The organism is Rhodococcus sp. NPDC079359, assembly GCF_040702585.1.
GTDB lineage: Bacteria > Actinomycetota > Actinomycetes > Mycobacteriales > Mycobacteriaceae > Rhodococcoides.
This window is the reverse complement of record NZ_JBFBLH010000006.1, coordinates 1-17,998: the sequence shown is the minus strand read 5'-3', so window position 1 is coordinate 17,998 and position 17,998 is coordinate 1. Positions and strand designations below refer to the sequence as shown.

Here is a 17,998-nt window from a genome sequence, read left to right as displayed (position 1 = left end):
GGATTTCGATGTCCGCCATCACGATCGAACGTCTCGGCCTCCGCTACCACGACGGCACGGTCGGCGTGGAGGGCATCGACCTGGAGATTGCCGACGGAGAGTTCGTCGCACTCGTCGGGCCGTCGGGCTCCGGCAAGACCACGCTGCTGCGTACCGTCGCCGGCTTCCTGACCCCGACTGCCGGTTCGATCTCCATCGGCCCGGATGTGGTTGCCAGCGAACAACTCTCGACGCCGCCCGAGTCGCGCAAGCTCGGCATGGTATTCCAGCAGCACGCCCTGTGGCCGCACCGCAGCGTCGGGCGCAACGTCTCCTACCCACTCGAACTGGCCAAGGTGTCCAAGCCGGAGCGCACGAAGAAGGTCGCCGACGTGCTCGAGCTCGTCGGGCTGCCCGGGCTCGAGAACCGGGGCCCGTCGACGCTGTCCGGTGGCCAGCGGCAACGCGTCGCCCTCGCGCGCGCTCTGGTCGGCTCGCCACGGGCACTATTACTCGACGAGGCGCTCTCGGCATTGGACGAGCCACTGCGAGATCGGCTTCGCCTCGAGCTGAGATCCATGACGCGCGCAGCTGGTCTGACCGTCGTACACGTCACGCACGATCGCACCGAGGCCCTCGCCCTCGCAGACCGGGTGGTCGTCCTCGATCGGGGCAGCATCGCGCAGATCGGTACACCCGAGGACGTGGTGCGTGCCCCGAACTCGGCGTTCGTCGCTCGCTTCCTGTCCGACGCCACCCTCGTCGACGGCACGGTCGCGCACGGCACCTTCACCTCGGGTTCCCTCACACTCGCGGCGGACGGTGCCGGCCCCGGGACGGTTGCAATCCTGCCGACCGATATCGAGCTCGTGACCGACGGCGAGCGCGAGAGCACCATAGAGGGAACCGTGACCTCGTCGCTGTTCGGACGTGATGCCAGCGATGTTCTGGTGCGCTCCGGCGATGTGGACTTCCGCTGCTCGGTACGCGGACCGCGTCCCGAGGTGGGTGACACCGTCGCGCTGACCGTCCGGCGGTCGTTCTTCTACCCGCGGTAGCCACCCTCGACCGCAGATCGGCTCCCCAGTTTCGGATTTCCGACCGCGATCGGAGGCGCAAATCCATATCCGGGGAGCCGATCCCCGTCCGGATCCCCCCCGATCAGCAGCGGACCCAGCACTGTGATCCACCAGACAGGAATATTATTTGCTTAGCGCATGTATGTATATATATGGTTGCAGACAGCAAGTAAATGGACATCGGCGTTGGAGTACTCATGGCAGTTCAATCCACGACAGCGGAGTCGTTGGTCGAAGAGGTCTTCCTCTTCGGGCGCACGCTGAAGCGGGCCGTGACCACCGGAGTCGAGGATTCACCACTGCCGCAGGCCCTGACCGGAGTTCTGGCCATCCTGGCGACCGAGGGTGAATGCAGGCAGACCGACCTCGCCAGCAGGCTGTGCGTCAGTCAGTCCGCCCTCAGCCGGCAGATCGCGGACCTCGTCGACCTCGGCTACATCGATCGGCATCCCGATCCCGACGACCGAAGGGCGTCACGGGTCTGTGTGTCGGACATCGGTCAGGTTCGACTGACACAAATTTGGAACAGACGCGCACGCCGCCTGGCAGAAATGTTGAGCGGCTGGAGCGAGGACGAGGCACTCGATGCACTCGACTCGATCCGCAAACTGAACGACACCTTCACCGAAGACGCCCACGCCCAGCATCAGGACGTGGCACGTATTGAATCGATTGCGAGATAAGACATGACCACATCTGCGGATACTCCGCCCAATCAGCCAGTCGTCGATCCCGACGCGATGTCGCATCGCCAGATCCTCGAAGCCCTCACCGGCCTGCTCGCCGCGCTGTTCACTGCGCTGCTGAGCACCACCATCGTCTCGACGGCACTGCCCACCATCATCGGTGATCTGAAGGGTTCGCAGACCGCGTACGCCTGGGTCATCACCACCGCACTGCTGGCCAACGCCGCGTCGACGCCCATCTGGGGCAAGCTGGCCGACCTGTTCAACAAGAAGGTGCTGGTCCAGAGCGCGATTCTCATCTTCGTCGCAGGCTCACTGATCGCCGGCTTCGCGCACAACGTGCCGGTCCTGCTGGCCGCACGCGTGGTGCAGGGCATCGGCATGGGTGGTCTGACGGCTCTCGTCATCGCCATCATCGGCACCATCGTCTCCCCACGTGATCGCGGCCGCTACTCCGGCTACACCGGTGCCGTCATGGCCGTGTCGATGTCCGGTGGCCCGATCCTGGGCGGCGTCATCGTGGACAGCCCGCTCGGCTGGCGCTGGTGCTTCTTCGTCTGCGTACCGCTGGCCGTCGTCGCCCTCGGCCTGCTGCAGAAGACCCTGCACATCAAGACCATCCGCAAGGACAACGTCTCCATCGACTGGCTCGGTGCACTTCTGCTCACCGCAGGTGTTTCCGTTCTCCTCGTGTGGGTCTCGTTCGCAGGCAAGGCCGACTACTACGCCTGGCTCTCCCGTGAGACGGCCTACCTGGTCGGCGGCGGAGTGCTGCTGCTCATCCTGACGATCATCGTCGAGGCGCGTCACAAGTCGCCGATCATCCCGCTCAAGATCGTCACCGAGCGCACCACCGGCTTGGCTATCGTCGCGTCCATCGCCGTCGGTGTCGGCCTCTTCGGAGCCACCACCTTCCTCGGCCAGTACTTCCAGACCGCTCGCGGCTACACCCCCACCGAAGCCGGATTGCTCTCCATCCCACTGGTGTTCGGCATGCTCGTCGCCTCCGTCGGCTCCGGCCAGCTCATCACCAAATTCGGTAAGTGGAAGCCGTTCATCGTCACCGGATCTGTTCTGTTGGTCGTCGGATTCCTGCTCCTGGGCACGATCGATCACGCCACCAGCCTGGTGACGGTCGGCATCTTCATCACCATCGTCGGCCTCGGTACCGGCATGTTGATGCAGAATCTCGTTCTCGCAGTGCAGAACACGGTCAGTGTGCAGAACGTCGGTGCGGCATCGTCGACGGTGGCGTTCTTCCGTACCTTCGGCGGCGCCATCGGCGTCTCGGTTCTCGGCTCGCTCCTGGCAACTCGGGTTGCCGAGAAGTCCGCAGCAGGCCTGGCTCAGCTCGGCGTCGACAGCTCGTCGGGTGGCGGTGGATCACTCGATCTCACCGCACTACCCGCGCCGGTCCTCGAAGTCGTCCGCACCGCCTACGGTGACGCGACCGGACGCATCTTCATGATCGCCGGCTTCGTTGCGATCGTCACGCTGATCGCGGTGATCTTCATTCCGAATCGCCCTCTGCGCCAGACGATCGACATCGCGACGACCCCTGCGCAGGGACCCAAGGACGAGCCGCAGGACCAGCTCGCCGAGATTCCGTCCTTCGGTGACACGCAGGAATACGTCTCCGCCGAGCGCGAGGCCGAGTACGACGCCCATCGTCGCGCCGAGGGTCGGCACGAGGCACAGCCGGGACAGCGCCCCTTCGAGGGTCTGAGCACCGACGCACGTGATCGACTGCTCGCACTGCTGCTACCCGAGCCGAAGGACACGTTGGCCGCACTGGACGAGGCCGAGACCATCCGTGCCGAAGTGATCGAACTGCAGCAGGAACTCGACGCGAAGATGCTCGATTTCGATGCAGTGTGCGAGCGGCTCCGTCGCCTCGGACTCAGCGAGCAGCAGATCGCCCGAGTGTTGGGAGACAACCACATTCCCGACAGTCGCAATCACTACGCACACGCAGGATTGAACGGACACAGCGTCAACTAGGTCCAGCGCCGACCAGGCCAAGCGTTACGGCAGTTCCCCGCACCCCCACCGGGAGTGCGGGGAATTTTCGTTCTCTATGCTCCAAGAACGGACCGGCCACCTTCTTTCGGTTCTGCACAGGCGGGAGAATCGCTCATGACACGTCGCCTCCAGATCTCCGCCGCCGCGGTCCTGGTAGCAGCGCTCGTCTGCGCATCGTGCGCAACCGAAGAGCGGACGCCCGGTGCCCCCATCGACGGTGCAACGGGGTCCGCTCCCGGACTCGGGTGGACTCTCACTCCCTCGGATGCGGGTATCGAGGGCGGCCAGTTCCGCGATCCCGTCCAGGGCAGTGACACCGATTCGATGCACTCGGGTTCCATCTCCGACGGGTCGACGGTCGTCACGCTCGTCGGCCGCCTGGACGGCAGGGAGTTCGTCGACGCGACCCTGGTGGGCGCGAGCATCGCAGACGGCTCGGTGCGCTGGCGTGCCCCCGCGGACGATATCGTCGGCTGCGGTGAGGAATTCGTCGACGGGCAGGTCGTCTGCTACCGCGGCAACACCGGCACTACATACGAAATCCTCACTGTCGACACCGAATCCGGGGAATCGAGCACTCGGGACGCGGCCTTTCCGATCACGAGTCTGACCACCGCAGACGGCCACGTGTACACCTCCCGGGCGGTGCGCGATGGTGCGAGGGCGACGGTGTCTCGCGGCACTGCGGACGCCCTCGACGCGGACTGGTCGGTGCAGTTCGATTCCACGGCCTCCCCGGGCGCACCGTTCGTGTCCACGCTGCACACCGAGAACGGAATCGGGTTGTTCGACGACGGCCGAGGAGTGTTCGCCTTCGACCTCGACACCGGCGACAACCTCTGGTCCAGAACGGTTCCCGACTGCGCCCGATCGGGCGTCGCCTCGCGCGACGGCGCAGTGCGGGTGGCGCGGGCCGACTGCTCGGACCCGAATGCGATCGTGGGTTCGGAAATCGTCGACACCGACGGAACCGTTCTCGCTGCAACGGATTCCGTGACCCTGCAGCAACCGACGTTCGATTCCCCCGCCGAGTCGAGTCCGCTACTGCTCGGAAGGGGAGGCTATCGGCCGTCGAATCCCGACCCCGTGTGGACCGACGAGAGTCTGGTCTGGGCCGTTCCGTCGGACATCACCGGCCCCGCCGCGGCGTTCCTGTCCATCAACGGACTGGCCTACGCCGTCACGGGTTCGGTTGCACTGCTGCGCAATACCGACACGGCCACCGAATCCGCGATCGACCTCGACACCGGGACCACGCTGTGGAGTCGAGAATCGGGGGCTTTCGCGGAGGTCGGCACCCTCGACGGCGACGTCGCCACGCTGTTCGGACCGGAAGTTCTGCGCGGAATCGACGTCAGAACCGGATCCACGGTGTGGGACATCCCCGTGGCGACGTTCGACGACGAGGGAATCGATCGGCAGTCGTGGCCGATGTTCGATCGAGTCGACAGCGACTCGATCGACACCGACTCGATCTACACCAGAGCACTGAGCATCTCGGTCCTACGAGCGTAGAACCTCCCCCGTCGTCGACGCTGCTTACCGACCAGGAATGTACTTCAGCGCCTTGACGAAGGGCGGCATGATCTTTGCCCACAGCTTCGGCGGAAGTCCGCGCGGCCCACCGAGATTGAGCAGACGCGTCGTCGCGATGGTCTGCGATTCCGTGTACTTGAGCAGCCCCTCGGTACCGTGCCTGCGTCCGACACCGGACACGCCCATGCCGCCCATCGGAGCGCCGGTGGTGCCCCACGTCGGCGCGTAGCCCTCGTCCACGTTGACGGTGCCCGAATGCAGCCGCGCCGCAATGGCTTCGCCCTGCGCCTTGGTCTTGGCCCACACGCTGGCGTTGAGTCCGTACTCGGTGTCGTTGGCCTTCTCGATGGCCTCGTCGACGTCGGCGACGGGGTAGATCGACACCAGCGGCCCGAAGGTCTCGGTTGCCGCGCATTCCATGTCCTCGGTGACGTTCGTCAGCAGCGTCGGCTCGTAGAACAGCGGGCCGATGTCGGGGCGTGCGTTGCCGCCTGCGACGACGGTCGCGCCCTTGACCTTGGCGTCGTCGACGTGGGCCGAGACCGTCTTGATCTGATCCTCGGAGATGAGGCTGCCCATCTCGATGCCGAATTCGTAGTCGGCTCCGAGGCTCATGTTGCGCACCCGCTGACCGAACTTCTCGGTGAACTCCGCGGCGATCGACTTCTCGACGTAGATACGTTCGATGGAGATGCAGAGCTGGCCGGAGTTGGAGAAGCAGGCCCGCACGGCCGCGTCGGACACTTCCCGGAGGTTGGCACCCTTGGCGACGATCATCGCGTTCTTGCCACCGAGCTCGGCGGAGAATCCGATGAGTCGACGCCCGGCCTGCTCGGCCAGCAGCTGACCGGTGGCGGTGGAGCCGGTGAACATGACGTACTCGGTGTTCTCGACGATGGCGGTTCCCACCACCGAACCCGGGCCGGGAACCACGGCGAACAGGTCACGGGGCAGACCGGCCTTGTAGAGCAGTTCGACGCAGGCGAGTGCGCAGTACGGCGTCTGGCTGTCCGGCTTGAGCACCACTCCGTTGCCTGCCAGCAGTGCCGGGATGGCGTCGGACACCGCGAGGGTCATCGGGTAGTTCCACGGGGAGATGATTCCGACGACGCCCTTCGGCTGGTACCGGATCCGAGTCTTGGTCAGCACGGGCAGCATGCCGGTGACCTTCTTCGGGGCCAGCAGCTTCGCGGCGGTGCGCGCGTAGTGCCGAGCGGTCATCGAGATGTCGAGAACCTCTTCGAGGGCAGCGGCGCGGGACTTGCCGGTCTCGGCCTGCGCCATGTCCATCAGCTCGTCGCGGTGGGCGAGCACCAGGTCGCGGTAGCGGTGGAAGATCTCGGCGCGCTCGGACACGGGACGCTTGGCCCAGGCCACCTGAGCTGCGCGAACGCGGGCGATCGCAGCGGTCGCGTCGGCGGCGGTGCCCACCGGGATGGTCGCCAGCTCCTTGCCGGTGAACACCTCGGTGATGGTTTTCGTCGGCCGCGATTCGGCGTCGGGGATGGCGATGAGATCGGCGAGCCGGGAGAAGGTCGAGGCGGACGGTGCTGGCATGGACTGGTCCCTACTGGTGAGTAGTGTTTTGAGTAACAGACAACCTACCTGGTCTTCGGCTCACTTCACAGGGCCGAAATTACCGAATCCTGTGGCACGATGGTCAGTGGTCTACCGGACGTCGGGGCGTACGGAGCTACAGGGTGGGAAATATATGCGCAAGGCATTCGTTCTGGCCGGAGCCGCGGCACTGATGCTGTCGTTCGCAGGGTCGGCCCAGGCCGATCCACTGCAGGATTTCATCGCTCCGCCGAGCGATCCGGATGCGTATCTCCCCACCTCACTCGGTGATCCATGGTTCGACCCGCCGGCCGGGTACGAGAACCTGCAGCCCGGCGCGGTGCTGAACCGTCGCGACGTCGCGGTTACGCCCGAGGCGTCGTCCGTGCAGTTGCTCTTCCGCTCCACCGATTCGAAGAACCGACCCATCGCCGCGGCGACGACGGTCCTGACGCCCACCGCGCCGTGGACCGGAGCCGGAGATCGTCCGGTCATCGCGTACAACGAGGCAACGGACTCGCTCGGTAATCAGTGCGCGCCGTCGTACACGCTGCCGCGCGGCAACAACAAGGAAGTCGATCAGGTCCGGATTCTGCTCGACCGCGGCTACACGGTCGTCGTCACCGACTACCAGGGTCCTCGGCAGGCCTATTCGGCCGGTCTGGTCTCCGGACACACCGTGCTCGACGGCTTACGCGCATCCCAGAGTGCAGGAGTGGCTGCGGACGCGCCGATCGGCATCACCGGTTACTCCGGCGGTGCCATCGCCTCGGGTTGGGCCGCCCAGTTGGCTCCCGAGTACGCGCCCGAGTTGAACATCGCCGGTGTCGCGTTCGGTGGCCCGCCGACCGACTACAAGATTCTGCAGACCTCTCTGAACGGCCAGATCGGTTCCGGTCTGTTCACTGCGGCGACGATCGGATTGTCCAGGGAGTACCCGGAGATGCGGGAGCTCGCCAACGACAACGGGAAGCGACTGGCTTTGGCGCAGAAGGATCAGTGCGTCGATGTGTTGTCGTATTCGGGACTGTTGTTGCTGGACCAGCGAAACCTCTCCAACGTGCCCGATGTCTTCGACCACCCGATCACCAAGGCCGTCGTCGAGGAGAACCGGATGGGCCAGACGACGCCGGACGCACCGATCTACATCTACCAGGGCCTGCAGGACTTCCTCATTCCCAAGGAAGGTGCCGAGGCCGTGCAGGACCAGTGGTGCGCGGCGGGAGCGTCGGTTCGCCTCGAATTGGTCCCCGGGGATCATTCGGTGGCGCAGACCAACGGCCGTCCCGGTGCGTACGACTGGCTCGGGCAGCGCCTCGCCGGAGAGTCCACCTCCGGGTGCGAACGCGTGACCCGGTAGGAGTGGAGCCTGCGGAACGACCATGGAAGCTCGTCAGCAGTGGAGCCTGCGGAACGACCATGGAAGCTCGTCAGCAGTGGAGCCTGCGGAACGACCATGAAGGCCAGCAGCGCTTGACCCTCACGCCACGGGAGGCAGCACAGTGTCCTTCGTGAGTGATTCTTCCTTCGTCGGCAACCAGACCTTCGGCAGCGACCAGGACAGCATGCAGGTCGGTGCTGTCGCACGGTTGGTGGGTGTCAGCGTCCGGACGCTGCATCACTACGACGAGATCGCGTTGGTGGTGCCGTCGGGCAGAACTCCGAAGGGCTATCGGACGTACTCATCGGCCGATGTGGAGCGGCTGCATCAGGTGTTGACCTATCGCGAGCTCGGGTTTGCGCTCGACGTCATCGCGGCGTTGCTCGACGATCCCGCGGTCGATGCCATGGCGCATCTGCGTCGGCAGCGAGAGTTGTTGAACGAGCGAATCGATCACTTGCACGCAATGGCTGCGGCCGTGGACAAGATGATGGAGGCGAAAAAGATGGGTATGCAACTGACTCCCGAGGAGCAGCGCGAGATCTTCGGTGACAACTGGACCGGCGAAGAGTACGCAGAGGAAGCCGAGCAACGCTGGGGCGAAACCGACGAGTGGAAGCAGTCGCAGGAGCGGACGGCGTCGTTCACCAAGGACGACTGGAAGGCCATCAAGGACGAGGCCGACCTTCTCGAAGCGGATCTCGCAGCCGCGATGCAGCGGGGTGTGTCACCGGATTCCGCCGAGGCCGGGGTACTGGCCGAGCGTCATCGGGCATCAATCGAACGGTACTACGACTGCGGTTACGAGATGCAGGTGAACCTGGCGGAGATGTACATCGTCGACGAGCGATTTGCCAAGCACTACAACGAGATTGCGCCAGGCTTGGCGCAGTACCTTCGCGACGTCATCGTTGCGAACGCCGCTCGCCAGGGTTGACGCGAGCCATCGCTGACCGCTCGTGTGCGGTCGATCCACCCCAGACTCCGTACTTTTCGTCCGAGTCGAGTGCGTGTTGTAGGCAGCGCGCGATCACGGGGCATCGATCGCACACGAGCTTCGCCTGTCGCTCGAGGTTTCTCAGCGAGTATCCCCGCAGTCCCAGGGGCGGGTAGAACATCGAGACCGGCATCGAGCGGCAGGCAGCGTTCATCTGCCAATCCCAGTGCTCGGAGATCGGTTGCATTGCTTGCGTTCTCATCGGCAGCCACCCCTTTCGATCAGAGATTCAGTAGTCGGCGGATGTTGCCGGATGTGACTGCGCGCCGGTTCCCCAGTCCGCCGCCCGCGGCTCGTGCGCTGAGCAGGGTTCTGCGATCGATCACTGTCGAAGTCCTTCGGTCCGCCGTCACAAACTGACGTTAGCGTCACATATGAGATAAACCGCAGCCAACGGTGACATATACCAAGACAGGTCGGACTAGCATTGCGCGATGACAACCGATCGCTCTACCCCGAGCCCCATGCAGTTCCTCGGGTACACGTTCGGACGCGTCCTGCCCGCGTCGATGCAAGACTGGGTTCGAAACGATCTGGTGGGTAATGGCGCCCAGGTTCGCTACATCGCGCGCTTCGTTCTTCCGATCGTTCCGCTACTACTGCTGTTCCTGCTGATCCCGGGGCCGCTGTGGATGTCCCTGGCGATGATGTCGCTGCTGTTCATTCCGCTGGTCTACTTCTCGATCGCGCTGATGAACGTCTATCGGCGGCATCGTCTGCTGATCCACGGCCTCGACCCGCAGATGATCAACGCCAAGGCCCAGAGCCGGGTCGACCGCACTCGTGACGACTACGAACGGCGTCACGGCCGCGGTTGATGTTCGAGCGATAGTCTGTGCCGCATGACGTCACCTGTGGAATTCAAGGCAACAGCTGATCTGGCCGACGAGATCGGTCCCGATATCCGCAGTTGCGACACCCAGTTCATCCAGTTCGGCAAGCACACGGAGTTCGCGGGCCCCATCACCACCATTCGCTGCTTCCAGGACAATCTGCTGGTCAAGCAGACCCTGAGCGAACCCGGCAACGGTGGCGTACTGGTGGTCGACGGCGATGCCAGCGTGCATACCGCGCTGGTCGGAGACATCATCGCCGGACGCGGCGTCACCAACGGTTGGGCGGGTGTCATCGTCAACGGCGCGGTGCGCGACTCGGCGATTCTGCGCACGCTCGAGATCGGCGTCAAGGCACTGGGCACCAACCCGCGCAAGAGCACTCAGACCGGCTCGGGCGAGAAGAACGTCCCGGTGAGCTTCGGCGGCGTCACGTTCAACCCGGGCGAGATCGTCTACAGCGACCACGACGGCGTCGTCGCGGTCTGACCCACTACGGCGGCAGGCCAGAATGCCTGCCGCCGCAATGTTCTTACTTCACGAACGCGAGCAGCGCGTCGTTCACTTCTTGGAAGTGCGTCCACAGCAGCCCGTGCGGTGCGCCCTCGACCTCGACGTACGTCGCCTCCGGGAACACCTTGTGGAACTGCCGGCCCGTCGAATCGATCGGCAGGATGTTGTCGGCCGTGCCGTGCAGGATCAGCGTCGGCTTGCCCGATTCGCGGACCTTCTCCACGTCGCCGCGGAAATCCTCGAGCCAGGTGGGCACGACGGCATAGGCAGCCACGGGCGCGCTGCCGGTCGCGGTGTTCCAGCTCGCACGGACCGCGGCCTCACTGATGCGGGTCCCGAGGTTCTCGTCGAGGTTGTAGAAGTCCTTGTAGAAATTGTCGAACCAGGCGAAGCGGTCCTCGCGAGCAGCACTGTCGATGCCGTCGAACACCGACTGAGGAACGCCGGTGGGGTTGTCGTCGGTCTGCAGCAGGAACGGCTCGAGCGAGGCGAGGAACGCGAACTTCGCGACGCGATCGGTGCCGTACTTCGCGGCGTAGCGCGCGAGTTCACCTGTGCCCATGGAGAATCCGACCAGGATCACATCGTTCAGATCGAGCTCGGTCAGCACCTTGTCCAGGTCGGAGGCGAAGGTGTCGTAGTCGTATCCGACGGTCGGCTTGCTCGACTGACCGAATCCGCGGCGGTCGTAGGTGATGACGCGGTAGCCGGCGTCGAGCAACGCCCGCGACTGACGCTCCCAGGAGTTGCCGTCGAGCGGGTAGCCGTGGATGAGCACGACGGGCTGACCGGTGCCGTGATCCTCGTAGTAGACCTCGACGGGTGTGGAGTTCTCGGTTCCGACGTTGATGTGCGCCATGATCCTGCCTTCCTGTGGTCCTGAGCCGAGCGGGAGAACGGTCGTTCTCTCCGCATGTGGACTACTGTAGAGAACGTTGGTTCTCTCGGCAAGGGGTAGACGATGACGAATACGGAACTCGGGCGGGACGACGTGATCCGAGCAGCGGACGCGCTGTTCTACGCCCGCGGAATTCAGGCCGTCGGCATGGACGAACTGCGCACTGCGGCTGGCATCTCTCTCAAACGCATGTACTCGCTCTTCCCGTCGAAGACCGCCATCGTGGCCGAGGTTCTTCGCGGTCGCACCCGCCAGTGGAACGACGGCATCCATGCCGAAGCCGCCGTTCACGCGTCACCTCGCGAGAAACTGCTGTCGATCTTCGACTTCCTGGACCACTGGTTTCGCGAGGACGACTTCCGCGGGTGTGCCTTCATCAACTCCTTCGGCGAATTGGGCGCAACCATGCCCGAGGTCGCCGACGCCGCGCATCAGCACAAGAAGAACTTCATCGACTACGTCACCCGATTGGCCGTCGAAGCCGGCTGCGCACCGACCGTCGGGCTGCAGATCGCGTTGCTCGCCGAGGGCGCTCAAACCACGGCGGCCATCACCGAACTGGCCGAATCTGCCGCTGCGGCCAAGACTGCGGCCGAGGTTCTGCTGGATTCGAGCGCGGGGCAGGTCGATCGCTGATCTCTCCCATCGAAAATCACTGACATTTGACACTGAAATCCTTCGCGGGGCGGCGTTAGCGTCGAAGGCATGAGCAAGCTACGAATCCTCGCCGCCCTCACAGTGTCGACGTCCCTGCTGGTCAGTGGGTGCTCCACATCCGATGAGCCGTCAGCCGTCGAGTCGACCACCACCACGCCCTCGACCGGAACCATCAAAACCGACGATGTCCAGGCGGCCTTGGACGCCATGGTCGACGCCGGGTCCGTCGCCGCTGTGGCGCAGGTACGTGACGGCGAGGATTCATGGTCGGGAGCCGCAGGCCTGGTCGAACGCGACGGCACCGAGGCCGCGTCCGCCGACGACCCAGTCCGCACTGCGAGCGTCACCAAGGCAATGGTTGCTGCCGTCGTGCTTCAGCTGGTGGACGAGGGGAAGCTCGAGCTCGATCAGCAGGTCGACGAGTTGCTTCCCGGCCTGCTCCCGAGGGCGGTGACCGTTCGCCAGCTACTCGACCACACCAGCGGCGTTCCCGACTACTTCACCGGATTCGATTCCGCCGAGCAGATCGCCGCACGCGCAACCGATGCCGTCACCGACGACGAGTTGATCGCCCAGGCTGTGTCCATGCCCTGGACGAGCGAGCCCGGGCAGGAGTTCAGCTACGCCAACACCAACTACGTCCTGCTCGGGAAGATCATCGCCGATCTGGACGGCAAGTCCATCGGACAGTCGTTGCAGGACAGGATCTTCGATCCCCTGGAGATGACCGACACGGCGTACCCCACCGATTCGACGCTCGACGCCGATGCCCTACACGGTTACGTTCTGGACAACGGGACGTACACCGACGTCACCGAGTACGACGCCAGCATCTGGTCGGCGGGGGCGGCAGTGGTCTCCACCGTGGCCGACATGAACACCTTCTTCAGAGGGTTGTTCGACGGCACGCTGATCCCGCAGAACCTGATCGACGAGATGCAGGTCGTGACGCCGTCCACGTACGGACTCGGCCTGCTGCTCGGCGGAGACGCGTGCAACCCTGGCTCGGGTGAGCTCGTATTCGGCAACCGCGGCAACGGCTTCGGCTACCGCACCTACGCGTTCTCGAGCCCGGACGGTCAGCGTCAGGTATCGCTGGCCTGGACCACGGCCGGTCCGAACCCGGCCGCCGATCCACTCGAGCAGCCGGCCGCCGAAGCGTTGATCGCCGGACTCACCTCGACCTGCCCGGCGTAGAACTCACAGCACGCTCACCCAGCCGTGCACCTCGTCGCTGGTGAGCGCGGCCTGGTGTCGCTTACGCAGAGTGAGCGTCACCGGGCCGGTTTCCTTGGTTCCTAGTGCGCGACCGTCGATTTCGTACACCGGAGCAACTCCGGCCGAGGTGCCGCAGACGAACACCTCGTCGGCGATGTACAGCTCGGTGAGATCGACCGTCCGCTCCTGAACCGTCAGCCCTTCCTCACGCGCCAGGGTCAGAATGGTCCGACGGTTGATGCCGTCGAGAATGTCGCTGGTGACGTCCGGGGTCACGAGCACGCCGTTCCGGACGAGGAAGATGTTCGCGGCACTGAGTTCGCACACGTGGCCGTTGATGTCGAGGAAGATGCAGTCGTCGAAACCGCTGTCGATCGCATCCTGTTTGGCGAGAACAGAATTGACGTACGCACCGTTCACTTTGGCGCGCGATGGAATGGCGTTGTCGGGGATTCGACGCCACACACTCGTCTTCAACCGCATGCCGTCCTGCGGGACAATGGGATTGGCGTCGTACAAAAAGATCGACACCGTGGTGTGCAGCCCGCGCACCCGAGTGCCGGGGATCGATTCGTCCACGTGGACGGTAGCTCGAACGTAGACCTCGGTCGTCGGGGCATTGGCGTCGACCACGTCGCGTGTCGCCTGTACGAACCTCTCGAACGTCCACTGCGACGCGAACGTGTCGATGCCGATGATCTTGCAGGACTCGACCAGTCGCTGGTAGTGATCGAGCAACCGGAACGCAGTACGCCGGTCACCGTCCACCTGCACGGGGAAGACGGTGTAGACGCTGAGCCCGTACAGAACGGCCGAGGTCGCTACTCCGAGCGTCGCATCCTGCGCCTCGACCAAACGGTCGCCGAAATACACCTTCGAGTGTGGAAGAGCCATGCGGCGATGCTAGTCGCCCGGCAAGTCCGAGCGACAACACATTTCTCGTCGTATGGTCGAGTTCATGAGCGCACGAACAGTACAGACCCGGACCCTGTGGAACGACGGCCCCGAGGTGGGTGCCATCGGCTTGGGATGCATGGGAATGACCTGGGCATACAAGGCCGACGACCGGACGGAGAGCCCTGATCACGTCATCGGGCACGCCCTGGACCTGGGTGTGAATTTCATCGACACGGCCGATGTGTACGGACCGTTCACCAACGAGGAGGTCGTCGGCAAAGCCATCGGTAGCCGACGCGACGAGGTGATCCTCGCGACCAAGGGCGGTCTCGTATCTCATATCGGCGACGCCGGAGAGCCGGTCATTTCGGGCCCCAACGGCAAGCCCGAGCACCTGCGTTCGGCGATCGACGATTCGCTGCGCCGCTTGGGCGTCGACCACATCGATCTGTACTACCTGCATCGCCCGGATCCCGAGGTGGACGTCGAAGACAGCATCGGCGCGATGGCCGAGGCCGTGCAGGCCGGAAAGGTTCGCGCACTGGGGGTCTCGGAGTTCAGCGTCGAGCAGCTCGATCGGGCGCAGCAGGTGCATCGGATCTCGGCAGTGCAGTCCGAACTGTCACTGTGGACGCGCGATCATCTCGCCACATCCCTGAAATGGACGCAGGAGAACGGTGCGGCATTCGTGCCGTTCTCACCGTTGGGCCGCGGCTTTCTGACCGGCAACTTCCGCGGAACTGCTCCTGCTGCAGACGATTTCAGATCACGATTGCCGCGTTTCAGCCAAGACAACCTCGATGCCAACCTCGTGATCGTCGACGCCATCGCGGCCGTCGCCGACGAGCTCGGTGCGACGCCTGCGCAGGTGGCCTTGGCGTGGGTTCTGGCGCAGGGTGAACATGTGGTCCCGATTCCCGGCACCCGACGCACGTCGCGTCTGGACGAGAATGCAGGAGCGGCCGAGTTGACCTTGAGCGCCGATCACCTCGCTGCACTCGACGCTTTGCCGGCTCCCGCTGGTGGTCGCTATTGAGATCGTCGGTGTCGACCCTGCCGCCGACCTGGGCCTCGCCGAGCAGATTCTCGCAGTGCAGAAGAGTTCGTATGCGGTCGAAGCAAGACTGATCGGCGACAACAGGATTCCGCTGCTGCACGAGTCGGTGGACGATCTGTGCGCCGCACAGGTCCACTGGCTCGTCGCGCGAGAAGGTGACGAAATCCTCGGTGCCGCTGCATGGTCCGAGGCGGAGATCGATCGCGTGGTGGTGGCTCCACATGCACATCGCCGGGGCATCGGACGCGGCTTGGTCGACGTGATGCTGGATTCGATTGTGGAACAACGAGTTCAGGTTGCTACCGGACGAGACAATGCGCCGGCCCGCAGGTTGTACGAGTCACTCGGCTTCGTACACACCGAAGATCAAGAAGTACTGCCGGGGCTGTGGCTGGCTCGCTACGAACTCGTTCGCTGATCGTTGTCGGAGTTACGCGGGCGAGCGACGAACCAGATCAGTGCACCGGTTATCGGCATCAGCAATACAAATACGCACCACCAAAATTTCGTGCCTTTCCGCGACTGAGTGCTGCGAAATATCGACACCCACGCAACAACGACGAGCACCAGCCACAACACGACCACGGACATCCAGGCAAGGTCGAACGCCAGCGGAAGTGTGGGATTGACCTCGGCGCTGATTTTCACCCGACTCCCTTCGACTCCGAACTCCACCTTGTCGAGTCCGATCGCATTAGGCTGCGGCCATGACCGCGTGGATCGAAGTGCTCACGGCTATGACAAGTGAATCGAACATACCGTTGCGCGGCACTATCGAGGAAGTCCACGAAGCGGGCAGCCCCGAGTCCTTTCGTCACGGATTCGCCTACAGCGGAACGCCACCCGTTCTGATCGCGCCCGAAGACAGCTGTCGGGTATGGCGATCCGGGCGAAAGACCCGCGTGGAACGCATCGACGGCAGTCCCATCTTCATCAGCGACGGCACGCGCGCCTGGGACTTCACGGGCCCGGCCGACCGGCCTCGCGTCGGCCCACTCGGCAGAGTGATCTACCTCGGGCCCAGCCAATTCTTGTTGCAGCAACGCAGTACCGCCGAATGGGCCGGCAACGAGTTCGCCCAACCCACCGGGCCGGTGGAGACGGTCGAGTTCACCGGGCGCGAGTGTTGGACGGTTCGATTGGCTCCGCCGGAGGGCAAGCCGTATCCGCTCCGAATCTGGGTCGACGTCGAGTCCGGCTTCATCCTGGGTGACCGCATCGACGAAGTCGGAATCGGTTCGCAGTTCGTCGAACTCGCAGTGGGCGAACCGATCGACGAGACGTTGTTCGTCTGGGACGGGCCCGCATACACTACCGAGGAGTACCAGAAACTGCTCGAGGACGAGTCGAGGGCGTCGCGCCGCGAGCACGTGCAGTGGTTCACAGACCAGGTGGCATCGACGCCGCTGACCGTTCGCGCACCTTTGGATTTCACTCCCGAGGACGTTCGCATCGCCGGCGACGGGGGCTTCGATACCGGTTCTCGCAGAACGTTCCTGGGCCGCCGTCCCCGCAGTGACGAGGGATGGGCACCGAAGTGGAGGGTGACGCACTATGTGTGGTCCACGCAGGACTGGGACTGGGCGGCCGGGGCGTCCGACACGGAGTTGGACGACGCTGCAATCCTCGAGTTACAGCAATCGTTGCACCCGGGGGATCCGGTGGACCGTGGTCGACGAGTCGCGGTACGTCGCGATTCTCTGCGCGGAACCGACTGAGTTGCGTCTCGACAGATGACCTCTACCGGTGTCGCTGTCGCGCTCGCCCTGTTCGCCATGGCTGTTTTCTCGATCGTCCGTGACCGCTACATGGGATTCTTTGCCAAGTTGGCATGGGTTCTCGTTGCGTTCGTTCTGCCCATCATCGGGCCGATCCTGTGGTTCACAATCGGTAAGCGGTATTCCTACGGGCCGAGCGGCGGCAACGGTTAGCCGCCGCTGGTGACCGAGTGCGCTCCTGAGATCGACATTCACCAGATGGCTTGCCTGAGCGCGCAACCATTCGATCGTCTGCAGACTCGGCGTAGGTAGGTGAGCCAGCAACGTCCATCGGAGCTGGGTATTCGGTCGTAAATCGAACTGCACCAGCACTTCCGGAACGGTAGGCCACGGTGAGCTCCACACGACACGGTCGAACTCACTGCTCTCGACCACCCGAGGCGGCGGCGCGTCCTGGAACATCACCGGCCAGGCGAAGCCTCGATTGTGCGGGTGCAGATCGGGATGCATCAGCGCATTCCACACGAAGCGCGCAGGCGGCGACAACGAAGCTGTGCCGCTCCCGAGAACCATCATCGACCCAACGTACGCAACGGCCGACCTCCGAGTCCGTCCTGCGGGCAGGCAGGTTGTGCTGATTACAGGCAGGGCTGTGCCCTGAGACTGGTGTGGGTCGTCAGGCGGGTTGTCGTGGTTCCTCGTCGCCGGTGTCGTCGTGTTGGTCGGGTGGATAGAGGACCTCTTCGGGGTGGTGTGCGTGATTGATCAGCCCACGCCTACGCGGGTCCATCCCGGCCGGTGGATGCCACAGGGTCCGGCCTGGGTAGCGATGTGTTGCTGTGGTTTTGGTGGTCGACCACTTTCCTGGTCCGGTACCGACGAGTGCGTGGTGCATGTCGCAGCCGAAGGTCAATCCGTCGATGTCGGTGTTGCCACCGTCGATCCAGTCGGTGAGGTGGTGGGCTTGGCA

19 protein-coding genes and 1 pseudogene are annotated in these 17,998 nt (G+C 64.2%); 14 read left to right on the top strand and 6 right to left on the bottom strand.

Going from position 1 to position 17,998, the window contains the following annotated elements; translation table 11 throughout:
- Positions 1–8: 8 nt before the first annotated feature.
- From AB0362_RS15580 to AB0362_RS15565, 4 genes are all read left to right on the top strand, one after another.
- Positions 9–1,037, top strand: a complete 1,029-nt coding sequence (locus AB0362_RS15580) for an ABC transporter ATP-binding protein (protein WP_366235837.1) — start codon at positions 9–11, stop codon at positions 1,035–1,037.
- Between the two features lie 218 nt (positions 1,038–1,255).
- Positions 1,256–1,741 carry a MarR family transcriptional regulator gene (locus AB0362_RS15575; RefSeq protein ID WP_068045167.1) on the top strand — a complete coding sequence of 162 codons (486 nt, stop codon included), beginning with the start codon at positions 1,256–1,258 and terminating at the stop codon, positions 1,739–1,741.
- 3 nt (positions 1,742–1,744) lie between these two features.
- Complete coding sequence (locus AB0362_RS15570) at positions 1,745–3,745, top strand: MDR family MFS transporter (RefSeq protein ID WP_366235836.1); 2,001 nt, start codon at positions 1,745–1,747, stop codon at positions 3,743–3,745.
- Positions 3,746–3,880: 135 nt separating this feature from the next.
- The gene (locus AB0362_RS15565; RefSeq protein ID WP_317809223.1) at positions 3,881–5,281 is read left to right on the top strand and encodes a PQQ-binding-like beta-propeller repeat protein; all 1,401 of its coding nucleotides are present in this window, start codon (positions 3,881–3,883) and stop codon (positions 5,279–5,281) included.
- 24 nt (positions 5,282–5,305) lie between these two features.
- On the opposite strand, the gene AB0362_RS15560 is transcribed toward AB0362_RS15565, so the two are convergent.
- A complete protein-coding gene (locus AB0362_RS15560; protein WP_256980806.1) occupies positions 5,306–6,898 on the bottom strand; it encodes a succinic semialdehyde dehydrogenase in 1,593 nt (530 codons plus the stop codon).
- A 115-nt stretch (positions 6,899–7,013) separates the two neighbouring features.
- On the opposite strand from AB0362_RS15560, the gene AB0362_RS15555 reads away from it, so the two are divergent.
- Positions 7,014–8,219 (top strand): lipase family protein, encoded by a 1,206-nt coding sequence (locus AB0362_RS15555; RefSeq protein WP_317809221.1) that lies wholly within the window; start codon positions 7,014–7,016, stop codon positions 8,217–8,219.
- Between the two features lie 205 nt (positions 8,220–8,424).
- Positions 8,425–9,177, top strand: coding sequence for a MerR family transcriptional regulator (locus AB0362_RS15550; protein WP_317809302.1), 753 nt, complete (start codon positions 8,425–8,427; stop codon positions 9,175–9,177).
- On the opposite strand, the gene AB0362_RS15545 is transcribed toward AB0362_RS15550, so the two are convergent.
- Complete coding sequence (locus AB0362_RS15545; protein ID WP_256980805.1) at positions 9,146–9,391, bottom strand: WhiB family transcriptional regulator; 246 nt, start codon at positions 9,389–9,391, stop codon at positions 9,146–9,148. The genes AB0362_RS15550 and AB0362_RS15545 overlap by 32 nt on opposite strands.
- 280 nt (positions 9,392–9,671) lie before the next feature.
- On the opposite strand from AB0362_RS15545, the gene AB0362_RS15540 reads away from it, so the two are divergent.
- On the top strand, positions 9,672–10,055 hold the full coding sequence (locus AB0362_RS15540; RefSeq protein ID WP_094638507.1) for a DUF5313 family protein: 384 nt from the start codon (positions 9,672–9,674) through the stop codon (positions 10,053–10,055).
- A 24-nt stretch (positions 10,056–10,079) separates the two neighbouring features.
- Positions 10,080–10,559 (top strand): ribonuclease E activity regulator RraA, encoded by a 480-nt coding sequence (gene rraA / locus AB0362_RS15535; RefSeq protein WP_094638506.1) that lies wholly within the window; start codon positions 10,080–10,082, stop codon positions 10,557–10,559.
- 43 nt (positions 10,560–10,602) lie between these two features.
- Here the strand turns inward: rraA and AB0362_RS15530 are convergent, their stop codons facing one another.
- Entirely contained in the window at positions 10,603–11,442 is an 840-nt protein-coding gene (locus AB0362_RS15530; protein WP_149407675.1) for an alpha/beta hydrolase, read from the bottom strand.
- Between the two features lie 102 nt (positions 11,443–11,544).
- Here AB0362_RS15530 and AB0362_RS15525 point away from each other — a divergent pair, with 102 nt between their 5' ends.
- Both AB0362_RS15525 and AB0362_RS15520 read left to right on the top strand, forming a co-directional pair.
- Positions 11,545–12,117: a TetR/AcrR family transcriptional regulator gene (locus AB0362_RS15525; RefSeq protein ID WP_317785753.1), complete on the top strand. Its 573-nt coding sequence runs from the start codon at positions 11,545–11,547 to the stop codon at positions 12,115–12,117.
- A gap of 69 nt (positions 12,118–12,186) precedes the next feature.
- Positions 12,187–13,335, top strand: coding sequence for a serine hydrolase domain-containing protein (locus tag AB0362_RS15520; protein ID WP_317809220.1), 1,149 nt, complete (start codon positions 12,187–12,189; stop codon positions 13,333–13,335).
- Positions 13,336–13,338: 3 nt separating this feature from the next.
- Here AB0362_RS15520 and AB0362_RS15515 read toward each other — a convergent pair whose 3' ends face one another.
- Complete coding sequence (locus tag AB0362_RS15515; RefSeq protein ID WP_176460229.1) at positions 13,339–14,250, bottom strand: aminotransferase class IV; 912 nt, start codon at positions 14,248–14,250, stop codon at positions 13,339–13,341.
- 64 nt (positions 14,251–14,314) lie between these two features.
- Between AB0362_RS15515 and AB0362_RS15510 the strand changes: the two genes are divergently transcribed.
- Both AB0362_RS15510 and AB0362_RS15505 read left to right on the top strand, forming a co-directional pair.
- Positions 14,315–15,289 (top strand): aldo/keto reductase, encoded by a 975-nt coding sequence (locus AB0362_RS15510; RefSeq protein WP_317809218.1) that lies wholly within the window; start codon positions 14,315–14,317, stop codon positions 15,287–15,289.
- Entirely contained in the window at positions 15,276–15,728 is a 453-nt protein-coding gene (locus tag AB0362_RS15505) for a GNAT family N-acetyltransferase (protein WP_317809217.1), read from the top strand. Before AB0362_RS15510 ends, AB0362_RS15505 begins: the two co-directional genes overlap by 14 nt.
- Here the strand turns inward: AB0362_RS15505 and AB0362_RS15500 are convergent.
- Positions 15,710–15,901: a PLDc N-terminal domain-containing protein gene (locus AB0362_RS15500; protein ID WP_366235969.1), complete on the bottom strand. Its 192-nt coding sequence runs from the start codon at positions 15,899–15,901 to the stop codon at positions 15,710–15,712. The genes AB0362_RS15505 and AB0362_RS15500 overlap by 19 nt on opposite strands.
- 116 nt (positions 15,902–16,017) lie before the next feature.
- Between AB0362_RS15500 and AB0362_RS15495 the strand changes: the two genes are divergently transcribed.
- Both AB0362_RS15495 and AB0362_RS15490 read left to right on the top strand, forming a co-directional pair.
- A complete protein-coding gene (locus AB0362_RS15495) occupies positions 16,018–17,028 on the top strand; it encodes a hypothetical protein (protein ID WP_317809216.1) in 1,011 nt (336 codons plus the stop codon).
- A gap of 15 nt (positions 17,029–17,043) precedes the next feature.
- The gene (locus AB0362_RS15490; RefSeq protein WP_317809215.1) at positions 17,044–17,241 is read left to right on the top strand and encodes a PLD nuclease N-terminal domain-containing protein; all 198 of its coding nucleotides are present in this window, start codon (positions 17,044–17,046) and stop codon (positions 17,239–17,241) included.
- A 463-nt stretch (positions 17,242–17,704) separates the two neighbouring features.
- Here AB0362_RS15490 and AB0362_RS15485 read toward each other — a convergent pair.
- Positions 17,705–17,998, bottom strand: a pseudogene (locus AB0362_RS15485) (HNH endonuclease); the annotation flags it as partial.

Excerpts from the sequence above, each read along its gene's own strand:
- AB0362_RS15530 (WP_149407675.1), bottom strand. The coding sequence starts at position 11,442 with ATGGCGCACATCAACGTCGGAACCGAGAACTCCACACCCGTCGAGGTC.
- AB0362_RS15495 (WP_317809216.1), top strand. The coding sequence starts at position 16,018 with ATGACCGCGTGGATCGAAGTGCTCACGGCTATGACAAGTGAATCGAAC.
- AB0362_RS15555 (WP_317809221.1), top strand. The coding sequence starts at position 7,014 with ATGCGCAAGGCATTCGTTCTGGCCGGAGCCGCGGCACTGATGCTGTCG.
- AB0362_RS15515 (WP_176460229.1), bottom strand. The coding sequence starts at position 14,250 with ATGGCTCTTCCACACTCGAAGGTGTATTTCGGCGACCGTTTGGTCGAG.
- AB0362_RS15520 (WP_317809220.1), top strand. The coding sequence starts at position 12,187 with ATGAGCAAGCTACGAATCCTCGCCGCCCTCACAGTGTCGACGTCCCTG.
- rraA (WP_094638506.1), top strand. The coding sequence starts at position 10,080 with ATGACGTCACCTGTGGAATTCAAGGCAACAGCTGATCTGGCCGACGAG.
- AB0362_RS15525 (WP_317785753.1), top strand. The coding sequence starts at position 11,545 with ATGACGAATACGGAACTCGGGCGGGACGACGTGATCCGAGCAGCGGAC.
- AB0362_RS15580 (WP_366235837.1), top strand. The coding sequence starts at position 9 with ATGTCCGCCATCACGATCGAACGTCTCGGCCTCCGCTACCACGACGGC.
- AB0362_RS15510 (WP_317809218.1), top strand. The coding sequence starts at position 14,315 with ATGAGCGCACGAACAGTACAGACCCGGACCCTGTGGAACGACGGCCCC.
- AB0362_RS15550 (WP_317809302.1), top strand. The coding sequence starts at position 8,425 with ATGCAGGTCGGTGCTGTCGCACGGTTGGTGGGTGTCAGCGTCCGGACG.
- AB0362_RS15490 (WP_317809215.1), top strand. The coding sequence starts at position 17,044 with ATGACCTCTACCGGTGTCGCTGTCGCGCTCGCCCTGTTCGCCATGGCT.
- AB0362_RS15575 (WP_068045167.1), top strand. The coding sequence starts at position 1,256 with ATGGCAGTTCAATCCACGACAGCGGAGTCGTTGGTCGAAGAGGTCTTC.
- AB0362_RS15540 (WP_094638507.1), top strand. The coding sequence starts at position 9,672 with ATGACAACCGATCGCTCTACCCCGAGCCCCATGCAGTTCCTCGGGTAC.
- AB0362_RS15545 (WP_256980805.1), bottom strand. The coding sequence starts at position 9,391 with ATGAACGCTGCCTGCCGCTCGATGCCGGTCTCGATGTTCTACCCGCCC.
- AB0362_RS15570 (WP_366235836.1), top strand. The coding sequence starts at position 1,745 with ATGACCACATCTGCGGATACTCCGCCCAATCAGCCAGTCGTCGATCCC.
- AB0362_RS15565 (WP_317809223.1), top strand. The coding sequence starts at position 3,881 with ATGACACGTCGCCTCCAGATCTCCGCCGCCGCGGTCCTGGTAGCAGCG.
- AB0362_RS15500 (WP_366235969.1), bottom strand. The coding sequence starts at position 15,901 with ATGTCCGTGGTCGTGTTGTGGCTGGTGCTCGTCGTTGTTGCGTGGGTG.